Here is a 13,928-nt window from a genome sequence, read left to right as displayed (position 1 = left end):
ATCCGAGCCGCCTTCAGCGACAACCGGGTGAGCAGAAGAAGCGGCGAAAGCGTTAACTGCAAAAACCGAGAAAGCGATGCTGAGAAGGATTTGGCGTTTCATGATGGTGTGCTCCGGGGTGTAGTTGTTTGGTATGGAGCCGATCTTACGCCGCGGATTTTTTATGAGAACTTCATTGAGTCGATGGTGACTATCGACGCCGGTAATGAGTGCAAAAGCACCGATTTAGACGCTTCAGGCTTCGCTGATCTTGCTAACGCTCGTGAGCTGTCCATTCCAGACCATCTCGTAATGCGCGGTTTGAACGATCGATAAAACCGGTCTGGGTGTCATCAGCGCCCAGCAATAACTGCCCGCCATCCGCACGGAGTGGTAACGAATCCCAGGATAACGCGCCTCCTTGACGGACCTTCCCAAGCGCCGCGACTCTGTGTAATCGTCAGGATCGTAAACAGGATCGGTCGTGGCAATGGCGGCAGCATCCCTCATCGCTGCATCCACGAAAGAGCAGGACAACCCCCGGAATACAAACCGCTCATAGTTGAGGCCCGGGACATTCGACCAGTACAGACCCTGGTGATGCCGCACCTCGGCCAACGCCGTTTCCATTGAATCCGCCAGATACAGCACCCCAAAACTGCCATCGCTGAACCGCGAACCCGCCGGGTTGACGTGGGTAAAAGGCGCCGTCGCGTACGAGCAGCCAGGAATGCCGAACGGGATCTGATCCCGCGCAATCAACTCAAGATGACCCACTTCATTTTTAAGCCTGGGATTGGTCAGCGCCTGAATCTGATACAGCACTTCAAACTCCTCCGCGTCCGCCACGTCATCAAACATCGCAATGGGTGGAAACTTCGAATTGACCAGTCGGTAGGCCTGCAACTGCTCGCCGGCAAGTTCTGCCAGTTCGCCCACCGTCACCATTGCGCACCACGCAGCACGTCAATGCGCTTGAAGGTTTCATACAAGGAAATCATGTCGCCCTGAGCCATGATCTCCAGCGGGCTACGGCCATTGAAAAATTCGTTGTGGTTGTCCATCGACGGGAAACCGTAGACGTTATCCGGATTATCGAAGACCAGGCGCAGGGCGGCGTGGATGTTGAGGACAAAACTGATGCGTTGCATCTGGTCTGAATCCAGCGTCACGGACCACGAAGGATCGCGCTGCCGGGCGCGGGTGTAGGTGCTGCGGGAAATGCGCAGGATGCGACAAGCCTGATCGCTGGATGCGCTCCATTTTTCGAGAATGCTGACGGCTGCGCGCAGACCGGTAACGCATTGGGCCTTGGTGAAGGCTTGTTCCTGGAGGGGGACTGCCATGTTCTGTGCCTCGCTATGAATCCATAGATTCAAAACTATAGAAATTGAATCTACAGAGCAAGGCAGGCCCGACCAGTGGGATCTTCAACGACGGCGCTATTCCTCCACGCTGATACCCGATCCGCCTAATTCGCCGGGGACATCCTTTAGCTTCGGCAATCCATCCTTGATCCGCAGCACCGTCTCCTGATAGTGCACGTGAACACCTGGCGAGTACTCGAGATCCGGAATGACTGCGGCATACACATCGATCAGCCCCATCTCAGGGTGTTCAGTGAAAAGGTGTCCGCCGCACGTCTTGCACCACTTGCGGTAACTGCGCGATGTCTTGTTGTAGGTGCCGATGTTGTCGGCGCCCCGAGTCACCTGCACCGCCTCGGGTTTCCACAGCGTGAAGGCGTTGACCGGCCCTGCTGACCAATGCCGGCACGACTCGCAATGGCAATAGCCCATTCCGGCCGGGTCGCCACTGACGGTGAACTCGACCGCGCCGCAAAAACAACTGCCCTGGTAAGACCGTTCATTGTTCATGGCATGACTCCTTAATCACTGGTCTGGCGATACCGCCGTTGCCTGTCTTCACTCGTCGATATAGCGCACCGCAGTCGCCTGTGTGCGCCGCACCTGCAGTTCGAAAATGTCCGGGCGCGCGTAATGCCCGGTGACGTCGAGCGCTCGCCGCGCCGGCGCCACGAGTGCGACGTCGATCTCCGCGTACAAAATGCCGGCCTCCCGGTGCAGTGGACCGGCCACGATCCGGCCTTGCGGACTGACCACCACCGAGTCGCCGTCGTTGATCCATTCGTCCGGATCGGCGAACAGTTGCGCACGCGCCGTGAAGTCCTCGGGAATGTCACTGCCGCGCAGCGCGGAGCCACTGCCGATTACCCAACAGCGGCCTTCGAGTGCAATGTGACGCATCGTGCTGATCCAGCCTTCACCGGTGTCGTACGTCGGCGCGACGTAGATTTCCACCCCTTGGGCATACAGCGAATAGCGCGCCAGCGGCATGTAGTTTTCCCAGCAGATCAGCGCACCCACGCGGCCGACCGGGGTATCGACCGCACGCAACCCGGACGCATCGCCGAAGCCATGCACCATGCGCTCGGGATTGGTTGGCATCAGCTTGCGGTGGCGGTTTAGCATGGCGCCGTTCGCGCCGATAACGACTACGCTGTTATAGAGCGTTCCGCCTCCATTGCGCCGGTCGCATTCATTGATGCCGCACACGATCGTCACGGCGTGAACCCTGGCGGCCTCGCACAACTGGCTCAAGTCACCGTTGGTGATATCGACGGCGTTGGCCAGCAGCCGCGAGTGCAACTGGCCCATGACAGCCCCGTCCTTTCCCGCCGCCAGGCGCCAGATCCACGACGGATAACCGGGAATGAACGATTCAGGCAAAACGATCAGCGAGGCTCCCGCCGCCGCAGCTTCTGCGACCGATTCCACGGCCCGGGCAATCGTCGCACTGCGGTCGAGCAGCACGGGCGGGCGCTGAATGATGGCTACCGTGATCATGGCGTTCTCCTTTGAGATTTGGCTTTCGAAGGCTTGAGCGTGCGCGTGGCGAAAGGGCTGGGCTAGTTCAAAAAGTGAAGCGTTGCAGTTGCGGGAGTCCAGACGATGGAAGAAGGCTACGGTCAGTTCTGCACGGTCGCCCGCGGTGCGGAAGCCCTGTGCGAGCGCTGGACACCCTTGGTGGTGCGCGAGCTGCTGTGCGGCAGCAAACGCTTCAACGAACTGCACCGCGGCGTCCCCCGAATGTCCACCAACCTGCTGGCACAACGGCTGCGCCATCTGGAAGAAATCGGCGTCATCCACCGCACGGCCACCGGCAAAGTCTGGGAATACAGCCTGACCGAGGCGGGCGAGGAATTGCGCCCCATCATCATGGCGCTGGGGCATTGGGGCGCACGCTGGATCGGCAGCCGCCTGCGCGATGACGAACTCGACGCCGGCCTGCTGATGTGGGACGTACGCCGGTTCGTGCGTATCGAAACCTTCCCGTCACGACCGGTGGTCATCCAGTTCACCTTCCGCGACGCGCGGCCCGGCGAGCAAGCGTGGTGGCTGGTGGTGGAGCAGGGCGTGGCAGATCTATGCCGCGATGACCCCGGCCGCGAACTGACGCTGGTCGTGGACTCCAGCGTGCGCGCCTTGACCGAAGTGTGGGCGGGCGACCGCACACCGAAAGAGGTGCTTCAGTCGCGAGAGCTGCGTGTGGATGGCGCAGTGAAGGATGCGGAAAGTCTGTGGCGCTGGCTGGGGACGAGTGCGTTTGCGGGGACCCGGAGCGCGGCAGTGACTCGGTAGTTTCGCAGGCTTGCTGCTTCGGCATTCGGCCTGCGTTAAATGGTGCGTTAAATGGGGACTGATTTATTTTGCGTTAAATGGGGACTGATTTATTTTGTGCGCGTGAGCGAAGCGAACGACTTGAACGGTTTGTCAGGCGTACAAGCCATACCCCGCGGCGATGATCAGTGGAGAAACCAGCAGCGTTGCCCAGAACCCCGATTTAGGCACAGCAATGACACAAATGATCGAGATCATAAGCACATAGAGACCCACAATTTTAAGTAGCGCGAGATCGCCAACCGCCACGGCGTGAATCGCTGTATGCCCTGCGAGCATGAAAAGCGGCCCCAGCAGGGTAAACCAGAGGGCAGCACGCCGATCCTCGTGGGCTTTGAACTGGTCAACGAAGCCAGAATCTACAGCGGCGGCGAATGCTGTTTTGAACTTGATGATGCCGAAGGGGATGTGTAAGAGGCCCAAGGTGAACAGGGTCCATGCGGCGATGTTTGACATCTTTTATTGGCTCCATAAATGGTAAGGTTGGATAAATGCCTTGCATAGGTTAGAACAAAAAAGGGGGCAGATTTATTTTCATCAAAGAAAATAAATCTGTCCCCTTTTACTCCGTCCCCTTTTACTCCGTACATGTCAATTGACGGCCGAAGTTGCCGGTGAGGTCCCTTGGATGAATTCAGAGCATTCAGCAGTTCGTCTACAGGTATTGAGTGTTGACTAAGGTTGTCTGTATCTAAATCACTCCACTCCTGGTCATCTTCTATTTTCAAGAGAAACAGCGAAGGTTTTTTTGATTAAATAAGGTGATTATGTGTCGAATATCTCTTTCGCGTTGAACATGGTCATTTTCATAGAGGCCACAGGTATAAAAAATACTTATTGCCCATGGCAAGTTTTTTGTAAGCCTATCAGCGACATCTTAAATCGCTGATGCAAAAATTTTGCAACTTCAAGGTCGCCAGTAGGGGATGCTGAAGCAATACCTATCTTCGTCATGGCTCAAAAATCCTTTGGAATCAGTGGGTAAAGTGGCTTTCCTATAGTCTCGTTTTAAATATCATCAAGTGTGATTGTTCCGCCGAGTTCAATTATTTTTTTTGTGTCCATTTAGTTTTTCTTCGCTTTTGTGAGCTTTTTAAATGCGTCTTCGGAAATAGGGTGGCCGTGGATAGTGTTTGCACTTAACTCGACCCTCATAAATTGTGTTTCCTTGCCATCGTTGGCGCCTATGGTCTTGCCCATATCAATGACTTTCCATGGCTTTCCATTATTGACATCTTGGCCATTTTTGAATAAAAAGGGGACGGATTTATTTTCATCAGAGCAAATAAATCCGTCCCCTTTTTTTCTGAAAAAATAGTCAGGAGGATGAACAGCGTATGTTTAATGTCCATCGGTTGACCGGTGTGGGGAATCGAAAGCCAAATTTTTAACTCCGTATGTAGTGTCTACAGAGCATAAATAGATAATAAATGTAGCGGAAATTAGTTTCTATCGTGAAAATATGTTTATTCCGCCATTTTTGTTTTGCACTAGGTGCGGTCGCTTATAGCGAGCTTTCTAAACGCTTAATAGCCAGGACTCGCATTGGTTTAGCTTTTCATTTTCGTTCATTGCGTGAGATATTTTTTTGTCAATCTCTTTGAATTTATTTGGTTCGTTTTCTTGATAGAACATAAGCCAGCCGTCCCTGCCATCGTGTTCTATCATAAATTTTTTTTCGTCTCTTCTGACATTTAATGTCCAGGAAGAAAAAAAATCTGGATGATCCGAAAACACTGTCACCGTAAAGCCGCATCGACTTGCCATGTCATATAAGTCGGATTGTTTCATTCGTGACCTCCTAGATGTGCGTCAGATGAAGTTACTGGGTTTTTTCAAAGTTCCCTTTAGCACTGCTAAAGACTTGAGTGCCGCCCCCTGATGACGGTTGCGTCACCCCTCTCACAGACCAAGTATCATCTATCGGTTTGGCTGTCGATTTCAACACGGGAGTTTTTTCGACCGTGCGATAAACGCCTTGTAGTTTAAGTTCTACCGTGCCCGCTGCACGATTATCCCCGAGTGGACCAATCCCAAGCTCTGATGGGGTTGTCGCAGGGTTCAGCGAATAGTAGTTGCCTTGAGGGGCGCCGGGCGATTGAAATTGATAAACGGTTTTTCCCCGATTCAACGTCTCTACATTCACAGGTTGGTTAAAATCGATACCATTTAAGTGACCCGGAATGCTCGTCTCTTCGAAGCCTTGTGTCCGATAGAATTCGGTTGCTGTCTCTTTTCTTCCACGGGCGTTGATATCGTTATTGATATCCCCTGTCCGACCGTATTTTTGATTAAGTTCAGCTCGTCTGTCATCTGGGCAGTCGCTTGGAACGCAACTCAACCCCAACGGATCCACCCACCCCGTAGGGTTAGGCACGTACTGGTAGTTATTCAACCCACCCGCAAGCTTGATCGGATCCGGCGTCAGATACCGTCCAGTGCCCGGATTGTAGTAGCGATGCCGGTTGTAATGTAAGCCCGTTTCCCCATCGAAGTACTGCCCCTGGAAGCGCAGCGGGTTGTCGATTTCAGCAATGTCGAGGGTAGCGAGGTTGCCGTAGGCGCGGTATTTCGCCGACCACATGATCTGGCCGCTGTAGTCGGTGAGTTCCTGTGGGGTGCCGAGGTGGTCGAGTTGGTAGTAGAACGGCTCGGCTTTGAGCGGGCCTTCGCCATCGAGCATGGCCAATGGGCGGAAGGTGCCCGGTTCGTAGATGTAGCTGCGATAGCGGTTGTCGGCGCTTTCGGCGATCAGGCGTTCGCCTTGCCACAGGAATTGCGTGGTGTGGCTATCGACGGTTTTGGCGATGCGGCGGCCAAAGGCGTCGTATTTGTAGGTTGCATTGCTGCCACCGGGGAGGCTGACGCCGATCAGGCGGTGCTGGCAATCGTAATGGTATTCGGTGACGAGTTTCTGTCCGGTTCCTCGACGTTCGCGCGCCAGGTTGCCGTAGGCGTCGTAGTCGTAGTGGCGGTCGCCCTGCATGAGCAGGCGATTGCCTTTGACGTTGGCGAGGTTTGCGGTTGGCTGGTCGCCCTGGCCCAGGAGGTTGCCCGCCGGGTCGTGGGCGAAGCTTTCCGGGGTGGTGCCGCGGACGTTGATCAGTCGGTCGAGCGGGTCGTAGTGGTAGCTGCGATTGCCTTTGCGGCTGTCGTCGACGCCCGCGAGATTGCCATTGGCGTCGTAGGCGTAGCGACGGTGGAACAAGTTGCGATCTTGCTGACCCACCGTGTGGGCTTGCAGTCGGCCTTGTTCGTCGTACTGGTATTTGCTGAGCAGCAGGCCTTGTTGACGTTGCTGCTCGCGGCCGGCGCTGAACTGGTGAGTGGTCAGGCGCGAGCCGTTGAGGTCGATGCTACTCAGGCGGCCACCGGACTGGTGGCGGTAGTCGAGTTTGCTGCCATCGGGGAGGCGGCAGTGGCTCAGTTGGCCGAGTTTGTCGTACTCGTAACGCGTGGTGCCCCAGCCCTGGTGTTCGGTGATCAGGCGGTCTTGCAGATCGTATTCGTAGGCGAGAGGCCAGTGGCCGTCGTCGACGTTTACCAGGCGACCCAGTGCGTCGTAGCTGTAGTGAATTTCTTCGCCATCGGCCAGGGTTTTTACCAGCAAGCGGCCAGCGGCGTCGCGCTGGTACTCGGTAATCAGTTCGCTGCCGTCGTCGCCAAATTCGGCTTTCTTCAGCAGTTTGCCGTTGAGGTCGTACTCGTAGGCGGTGCGGCGACCGTCGAAGCCGGTTTCCTGCTGGATCAGGCCATTCGGGTAGTAATCGAGGTGGTAGTGCTCGCCACGTTCGTTTTCGATCTCGCTGAGCAACAGGCGCGAGTTGTCGTAGCGGTAACGCAGTTGGCTGCCGTCCGGGTTGATGCGACGGCTGACCAGATGCAGGTTATCCGCATACTCGTAGCGGGTGACGCGGCCCAGTTCATCGCGCTCGGCGGTGACTTTGCCATAAGCGTTGTAGGTATACGCACGGGTTGCACCGCCGGGCAGAGTGATTTGCGCGAGGCGGTTCGCCGCGTCCCATTGATAGTGGGTGATCGCGCCGCTTTCGTCCTGGCGGGTGATCTGTCGGCCCAACGCGTCGTAGCGATACTTGCGCTGGCCGCCGTCGGGCAGCTGTTCTTCGAGCAGTTGACCGAGGTTGTTCCAACCCAGTTGATGGCGACTGCCATCAGGATGACGGATCTCCAGCAGGCGGCCCTGGCGGTTGTAGCTGTAGTGAGTCGAGTTGCCGTCCGGGTCGATTTGTTCGGTGATGTCGCCCTGATCGTTACGCCAGTAGGTCCAGGTTGCCGGACCACGGTTCACTACACGGACGAACCCGTGGTAGTACTCGTAAGTGGTGGGAGCGTCTTCCGGTGGAATCACCGCGACCAGTCGGCCGGCTTCGTTGTACTGGTACTCGGTGACTGCGCCGAGAGGATCTTTTTCGGCAATCAACCGGCCCTTGTCATCGTAGGCCTTGAGGTGTTCGGCGCCATCCGGGTCAACCTTGGCGACCAGTCGGGCCTGATCGTCGTGGGTGTAGATTTCTTCGCTGCCGTCGGCGTTGGTAACCGTGACGCTGCCCTTGTCATCCCAGGCGTAATGCGCGTCCATCTGCGAGAAGCTCGCCCAGTGATGGATGCAGCGTGCCGACTTGCCTTCCTTTTCCCACTCCCAGTAGAAACTCGCGCCACCGGCCAGTTGGCGCTCAAGGATGACGTTTTGATCGTTGTAGGCATAGCGTTCTGCTTCGCCGGCTGCGTTTCGGGCTTCGATCAGGCGGTGCTGGGCGTCGTAGCCATAGGTGACCAGAGTCTGAACGGTGCTCCAGGCATCTTCCAGATTGTCCGCCGGGCTGAACTGCTGATAGTCGATGGCGACGATGTGCTTGCGGTCGTAACGCACGAGAAGGGCGCGACCGGCACCGTTATCGACACGCTTGATTCGCCCGTGGATGTCACGGGTAATGTGCAGCCGGTTGCCGTAATCGTCGCTGATGGCGATCAGCGTGGCGCCCTTGCTGTTGTAGCGGAAGTGGTAGAACTGTTTGCGTTCGCCGGCCTGCGTGAGGACCAGTTCGGAAGGATCATCGCCGATGAAAATGGCCGCTTCCGAGAGGCTGTTAGTGATCGCCGGACGCTGCACGCTTGGCAGCGGGAACGTGGTGATACGGTTCTCGTGGTCGGTCCAGATGACTTCGTCTTCGAGGATGTCGACGCGTTGGGCCAAGGCATGGCTCCAGCCGTAGCCGAGGCCGCAATCGATTTGTGCGGCGCTGGTGCGATAGAGGCGCGTCCAGCTGAAGGGCAATAAACCACCGAGTTCGCCATCGGTCAGGGTAAGCAGCTCTTCGCCCGTAACCATCGACACGGGGCAACCATTGGTGCAGGTTTTCTTGGCGCAGGTGGCGCTTTTATCGTCGGGCGTCTTCGACTGCGTGGAAACGTCGTCAACCTTTTCCTTGGGGGTGAGAGTGGTCTGTTTTTCTTTCTTGCCGCGCGGAAACGAAGAAGCATCTTTCACTTCCTGCTTCGGCGTATCCGTGGTTTTCGGCACCTGACTTTTTGACCCGTTGGCAGCAGCCTCGTCGATTTTAATCGCCGCTGTTTTGGTCGGCTTCATCGGCACATTTTTGGCGCTGGCAATCAACGGTTTCGACACTTCAGCGTGTGCCGGCAGGCTGTGTTTGCCGCTCAACGCCATCAGTTTCGCGGCCAGTTCTTCGAGGTACTTGATGGCTGTACCGGACTTGACGGTGGACAGCGCTTTGGTGCCCACTCGCACCGCGATCCCCGCGCCACCGGTGAGGCAAATGCCCAGCACCACGTTGATCAGGAACTCTGCTGCAATCGCCGTCACCACGTCCACAACGACCTGCGGAGGCAGCATGCCGACCCAGGCGACCATTGCAGAAACGTAGATGAACATCAGGGGTTCGTCACTGAGGATCAACAGGCCTGAAGCAATGGACTCCTTGGATGCGGCATAGAGCTTGTCGATTTCGACATCCGACAGGTATTTGCGCAGCTTTTCGAGGTTTTCCTTCGGATGTGCGAGCAGTTCGAACAGGCTTTTGATGTCGTCCCACAGCCTGAGCAACGCTTTTTCCAGGCCATCCATCGCTTGTTTCAACAGGATGACCGAACGGCCCATGCGGTCGGCCGCCGAGTAGCTGGCCCACTGTGGCTGAAACTTGCCCGACCACTCGCTTTGCAACCAACCTTCAAGATTGCCGATTACGCCCTGATAGGAGTCGTAGAGCGCTTTGACGTTGCTCTGGGAGACGTTGGGGAAAAAGGTGATGCGGTACATCTGGCCTTTCTTGCAGCCGTCGATCACCTTGATGCCGCTGGGGCCGATGGTTGTTTCAATGGCAGGGCCGGTGACGTCGTCGTAGAGCGTGCCTTTGGTGACGGGCTCCAGTTTCACTGGCGTGTTGCCGATGGGGACGAAACGTGCCGACTCGAACATGTGGATCAGGGTGAAGTCGCCCGCCAGGGGGCAAGTTGCGTAGGTCTCGACCGCACCGGTTTTGGTCTTGCGTTTGGTGACGCTGACTTCGTTGCCGACTTTGAATGTCTGGTCGACATCGAGTGCCCAGCCAGTGAGAAACCCGTCTGCCCACTCCTTGTAATCGCTCAGGCAGTTCTTGAAGTCTTTGAGAATCAGGTTCACGTCAGGCGTTTTGGCGTCCAGCACGCGCAGGACCAAGGTACCAATCGGGGTATTCATGACGTGACTTCCTTTGTCAGCTGAGCCGCAAGACGCTCTGCCATATCTTCTGTGTTGGGTTGTTGGCGGACGAAGCGCTCGACCTTGTGGCGCAAGTTACTTTCGGGGAACGCGAAGAACAGCTCCGGGCAGTCCTCACCCAGCCACTGCATCAGGTTGTCGACGACGGTGGTGTGGTCTTTTTCCGCCAGCGTATCGAGCAGCTTCTGTGGCACTTCCCACCACGGCCACTCCTTCGCCGGAGGTACGGACCTTGGTCCTACTGTCAGGCTCTGCCCGTTGATCAAGTAACGATCGAACACCGGCAGCACCTCGCCAGCGCTGGCGTCCAGTCCTTCAAGAATCGGGTGAATATGCCGCCCGTCCCAGAACCGGAAGAACACCTCGGTACCGTCGGGTGTCCGCACTTGGGTCAAACTGCGCAGATGTTCAAACACCACGTCCGCTGTGCTGGTGGACACCGCCAGCCAACCCCAATCCTGGGCATCGGTTTCGGTAATCCATTGCAAAAAACCGGCAGTTGGCTTCAGCTCGGCGAGATAGGGCATGACTGGCTGCCAATCGGCGTAAGGCGTGCCACCCCAGATAGGTATCAGTTCTGGTGCCATCTCTTGCTGGTAGTAGGCCTTCAGCGGTTCGGCATCGCTGGCAGCACTGACGATCAGGTATAGGCGTTCACCTGCCTGCAATGGCTTGTCCGCCAACCACGCCTGCGGAGTCAACAGATCAGATCGCACAAGCACCTGCCTTGCATTTCTCACACTCTTCACAAAACGGCGCATTGCGCTTCAGCGTATTGATCTGCGCCGGGGTCAACACCGCGCCAGCCTTGTCGGCATCCGCCTGTTTCAACACCCCCGGCAACAACGGCGCCGCTCCCGTGCCACTTCCCGGCCCACCCCCGGAGTTCATGTTGATCACCGGCCCGCTCAGGGTCACGCCGCCAGCATCAATCTTGATGAAGCTGCCACCGCCGATCAGGGTCAGTTCACTGCCGGCTTCCAACACGACTTTCATGCCGCTGCTCAAGTGGATCTCCTGGCCAGCGTCGATGAATTGCCCGGTGCCGATCTTGATGTGTTGATTCACGCCCACGGTTAGGTGGTCGTTCGCCCGGGCTTCGACTTTGCGGTCGGCGTAGACGGTGTGGTGTTCTTCGGCCTTGAATTCGCTGTAGCTGTTTTTCTCGACGGTGTCGTGGCGTTCGTTGCCGACGCGGATTTTCTGGTCGTGTTCGACGTTTTCGTCCCAGTCGCGCTGGGCGTGCAGGAAGATTTGTTCCTGACCTTTTTTGTCTTCGATACGCAGTTCGTTGAAGCCGCCACCGCCCTTGGAACTCAGGGTTTTGAAGGTGCTGCGGGTTTTGTTCGCCGGCAGCGGGTACGGGACGACGTTTTCCTTGTGGTACAGGCAGCCGCTGATCAGCGGCTGGTCGGGGTCGCCTTCGAGGAAGGTGACGAGCACTTCCATGCCGATCCGCGGAATGGCGATGCCGCCGTAGTGGGCGCCGGCCCAGGCGGAGGAGACGCGCAGCCAGCAGCTGGTCTTGTCGTCGGCCTGGCCTTCGCGGTCCCAGTGGAATTGCACTTTGACGCGGCCGTACTGGTCGCAGTGGATCTCTTCACCCTTGGGCCCGGTGACCACGGCGCTTTGGCTGCCGAGGATGCGCGGCTTCTTTTGCGTCAGCGGCGGGCGGTTCGGCACGTCCCACGGCGTGGCCTGGAAGCGGTTGCGGTAACCCTGGTGGAAATCGCCCTTGAGGCTGGTGGTGTCGCTGGTCACCGACTCTTCCAGCACTTGCGGCTGTTTGCCTTCGTGGAGGACTTCGGTCAGCAGCCACAGGTCGTTCCATTTGGCTTTTGGGTGTTGGGTCAGAGCCAGGAAATGGCCGCTGACCAGCAACGGCTGATCGCTTTTGCCTTCGGCTAACTGGAAGTCGCTGCGATGACGTTCGAGGTTGCGCTTGGCTAAATGTTTGCCGCGCTCACGGTCGATGAAACGACCGGGGTAGTCGTAGTCTTCGAGGTCGGGCAGGGCGTCGCCACGGTTTTCGCTTTCGAGGGTGATGCGCGGTTTTTCGAAGTCGTAGTCGCGGCGGGTGGTGCGGCTGGTGCGGGTTTCCAGGCGCAGATCGAAGCGCTTGATCACCGGGTCGTTGGCGACCATGCCGGAGTCTTGCTGATAGGCCACGGGTGCGAGTTTCGGGAACACCGTCTGGTCATCGCCGAACACCAGTTTGTGGGCCGTGGCGCTGTGCTGGAAGTGGTAGTGGATACCTTCTTCCTCGCACAGGCGCTGGATGAATTGCAGGTCCGATTCATCGTACTGAACGCAGTAGATGCGCTCGGGATAGATCGCCCCGACTTTGAATTCATAGGCGTTGCTTTGGATGCCGTGCTCTTCGAGGACCATGCCGATGATTTTCGGGACGGTGAGGTTCTGGAAGATGCGTTGGTTGATGCGGTGCGCCAGGTAGGACAGTTGCGGACGCAGGGTCACCGCGTAGCGGGTCAGGCGTTTGCCGGAATCACCCTGGGCGGCGCGATAGATCTGGCCATGAATGCCGTTGCCGTCAGGCGAGAGCTGCAAGAAGGCCGGTTTGTGCAGCAGGGTCTCAAGGTCCAGGGACGGCTGTTCACTGACCAGTTCCACCTCAAACACAAAAGGCTGGCTGATGGCTTCCCGACCTTGCAGGGACAGTACCTGGAAGTCGCTGGAAAGACCTTCGATGGTCAGGGCAAAGTGAGTTTGATTGGCCGGCGCGAACATCCCTTGTTCCTTGTGCAGTGCAGCGGCGTACGCTACACCCGGGCAGGGCGCTTGCGGACGCGAAAATTCTGGAAGGGCGTAAACAACATCGACCAGCAGAGCTGGCCGATGCTTTAGACGGTCGGCCTGACTCAGGCGACCGGCAGACGCCAGTCATCGGAACCCGAAGTACCGGATACTTCGTGGGTCCAGGTGATTTTGCGGTAGGTGAACTGTACTTCTTCCAGGTGCGTGAAGTGGGAGTTCGACGGATCCTGGCAGTTGTGCATTTTGTTGTTGATGGCGACGATAATCGCGTCTTCCAGTTTGGTGGTGTAGTAGTGCTCTTGGGTACCTTGAGCCGAAGTGCGGTACCACTGGATAACGATTTCGCTCATGCGCTCGCCGGAGGTCAGAGCAGCTTGCAGCAGTGGCGAAGCCTTGTCGTACACCTTGGTGATGACAACTGGCTTGTGAACGCGCTGACCGGTTGGCTGGCCGGACTGTGGGTCACGCGGGATGATCACGTCGTGGCTGAAAGCCTGAACCATGACCTGGTCTTCGTGACCTTCCTGGTAAGTGTTGCCAACCGAGTCGGCGGTGAATGCGCCGGCAGTGATCAGACCTTGTTTTTCGCCAGTGACGGACATGTACGCTGGTGTAGCCATGGATGTGCTCCTTGCTAAAAATTTAGGGTGCCCGGGAGGCGGTATCGCCCGGTGGGTGCCTGACTGTTATCAAGGTCCGTGCCAGAAACGGTTCTACCCATATAAATCAGGGGG

General features: G+C 57.1%; 11 protein-coding genes and 1 pseudogene. 1 reads left to right on the top strand and 11 read right to left on the bottom strand.

From position 1 onward, the window contains the following. The 5 genes and pseudogenes from ACRC4F_RS27550 to ACRC4F_RS27530 all read right to left on the bottom strand — a co-directional run. A pseudogene (locus ACRC4F_RS27550) lies at nucleotides 1-102 on the bottom strand (phage infection protein); the annotation flags it as partial. 132 nt (nucleotides 103-234) lie between these two features. Beyond that, nucleotides 235-927 (bottom strand): RES family NAD+ phosphorylase, encoded by a 693-nt coding sequence (locus ACRC4F_RS27545; protein ID WP_438662196.1) that lies wholly within the window; start codon nucleotides 925-927, stop codon nucleotides 235-237. Next, nucleotides 921-1,325 carry an antitoxin Xre-like helix-turn-helix domain-containing protein gene (locus tag ACRC4F_RS27540; protein WP_438662195.1) on the bottom strand — a complete coding sequence of 135 codons (405 nt, stop codon included), beginning with the start codon at nucleotides 1,323-1,325 and terminating at the stop codon, nucleotides 921-923. Before ACRC4F_RS27540 ends, ACRC4F_RS27545 begins: the two co-directional genes overlap by 7 nt. A 96-nt stretch (nucleotides 1,326-1,421) precedes the next feature. Then, the gene (locus tag ACRC4F_RS27535) at nucleotides 1,422-1,856 is read right to left on the bottom strand and encodes a GFA family protein (protein ID WP_438662194.1); all 435 of its coding nucleotides are present in this window, start codon (nucleotides 1,854-1,856) and stop codon (nucleotides 1,422-1,424) included. Between the two features lie 48 nt (nucleotides 1,857-1,904). Beyond that, nucleotides 1,905-2,846, bottom strand: a complete 942-nt coding sequence (locus tag ACRC4F_RS27530; protein ID WP_438662193.1) for a carbon-nitrogen hydrolase family protein — start codon at nucleotides 2,844-2,846, stop codon at nucleotides 1,905-1,907. A gap of 105 nt (nucleotides 2,847-2,951) precedes the next feature. Between ACRC4F_RS27530 and ACRC4F_RS27525 the strand changes: the two genes are divergently transcribed. After that, entirely contained in the window at nucleotides 2,952-3,641 is a 690-nt protein-coding gene (locus ACRC4F_RS27525; protein WP_438662192.1) for a winged helix-turn-helix transcriptional regulator, read from the top strand. Between the two features lie 132 nt (nucleotides 3,642-3,773). On the opposite strand, the gene ACRC4F_RS27520 is transcribed toward ACRC4F_RS27525, so the two are convergent. From ACRC4F_RS27520 to ACRC4F_RS27495, 6 genes are all read right to left on the bottom strand, one after another. Further along, a complete protein-coding gene (locus tag ACRC4F_RS27520) occupies nucleotides 3,774-4,136 on the bottom strand; it encodes a DUF6463 family protein (RefSeq protein WP_438662191.1) in 363 nt (120 codons plus the stop codon). Nucleotides 4,137-5,198: 1,062 nt separating this feature from the next. Then, nucleotides 5,199-5,471, bottom strand: coding sequence for a hypothetical protein (locus ACRC4F_RS27515; RefSeq protein ID WP_438662190.1), 273 nt, complete (start codon nucleotides 5,469-5,471; stop codon nucleotides 5,199-5,201). A gap of 31 nt (nucleotides 5,472-5,502) precedes the next feature. Further along, entirely contained in the window at nucleotides 5,503-10,398 is a 4,896-nt protein-coding gene (locus ACRC4F_RS27510; protein ID WP_438662189.1) for a polymorphic toxin type 46 domain-containing protein, read from the bottom strand. Further along, nucleotides 10,395-11,135, bottom strand: coding sequence for a DUF4123 domain-containing protein (locus ACRC4F_RS27505; RefSeq protein WP_438662188.1), 741 nt, complete (start codon nucleotides 11,133-11,135; stop codon nucleotides 10,395-10,397). Before ACRC4F_RS27505 ends, ACRC4F_RS27510 begins: the two co-directional genes overlap by 4 nt. After that, on the bottom strand, nucleotides 11,125-13,167 hold the full coding sequence (gene tssI / locus ACRC4F_RS27500; RefSeq protein WP_438662187.1) for a type VI secretion system tip protein TssI/VgrG: 2,043 nt from the start codon (nucleotides 13,165-13,167) through the stop codon (nucleotides 11,125-11,127). Before tssI ends, ACRC4F_RS27505 begins: the two co-directional genes overlap by 11 nt. A 131-nt stretch (nucleotides 13,168-13,298) precedes the next feature. After that, nucleotides 13,299-13,814, bottom strand: a complete 516-nt coding sequence (locus ACRC4F_RS27495; protein WP_033058787.1) for an Hcp family type VI secretion system effector — start codon at nucleotides 13,812-13,814, stop codon at nucleotides 13,299-13,301. Nucleotides 13,815-13,928: the final 114 nt, after the last annotated feature.

This window comes from Pseudomonas sp., assembly GCF_051660785.1.
Taxonomy (GTDB): domain Bacteria; phylum Pseudomonadota; class Gammaproteobacteria; order Pseudomonadales; family Pseudomonadaceae; genus Aquipseudomonas.
This window is presented reverse-complemented; position numbering and strand designations above follow the sequence as displayed.

What these genes read in the sequence shown, in the direction of transcription:
- ACRC4F_RS27545 (WP_438662196.1), bottom strand. Translation starts at nt 927, where the DNA reads ATGGTGACGGTGGGCGAACTGGCAGAACTTGCCGGCGAGCAGTTGCAG.
- ACRC4F_RS27540 (WP_438662195.1), bottom strand. Translation starts at nt 1,325, where the DNA reads ATGGCAGTCCCCCTCCAGGAACAAGCCTTCACCAAGGCCCAATGCGTT.
- ACRC4F_RS27535 (WP_438662194.1), bottom strand. Translation starts at nt 1,856, where the DNA reads ATGAACAATGAACGGTCTTACCAGGGCAGTTGTTTTTGCGGCGCGGTC.
- ACRC4F_RS27530 (WP_438662193.1), bottom strand. Translation starts at nt 2,846, where the DNA reads ATGATCACGGTAGCCATCATTCAGCGCCCGCCCGTGCTGCTCGACCGC.
- ACRC4F_RS27525 (WP_438662192.1), top strand. Translation starts at nt 2,952, where the DNA reads ATGGAAGAAGGCTACGGTCAGTTCTGCACGGTCGCCCGCGGTGCGGAA.
- ACRC4F_RS27520 (WP_438662191.1), bottom strand. Translation starts at nt 4,136, where the DNA reads ATGTCAAACATCGCCGCATGGACCCTGTTCACCTTGGGCCTCTTACAC.
- ACRC4F_RS27515 (WP_438662190.1), bottom strand. Translation starts at nt 5,471, where the DNA reads ATGAAACAATCCGACTTATATGACATGGCAAGTCGATGCGGCTTTACG.
- ACRC4F_RS27510 (WP_438662189.1), bottom strand. Translation starts at nt 10,398, where the DNA reads ATGAATACCCCGATTGGTACCTTGGTCCTGCGCGTGCTGGACGCCAAA.
- tssI (WP_438662187.1), bottom strand. Translation starts at nt 13,167, where the DNA reads ATGTTCGCGCCGGCCAATCAAACTCACTTTGCCCTGACCATCGAAGGT.
- ACRC4F_RS27495 (WP_033058787.1), bottom strand. Translation starts at nt 13,814, where the DNA reads ATGGCTACACCAGCGTACATGTCCGTCACTGGCGAAAAACAAGGTCTG.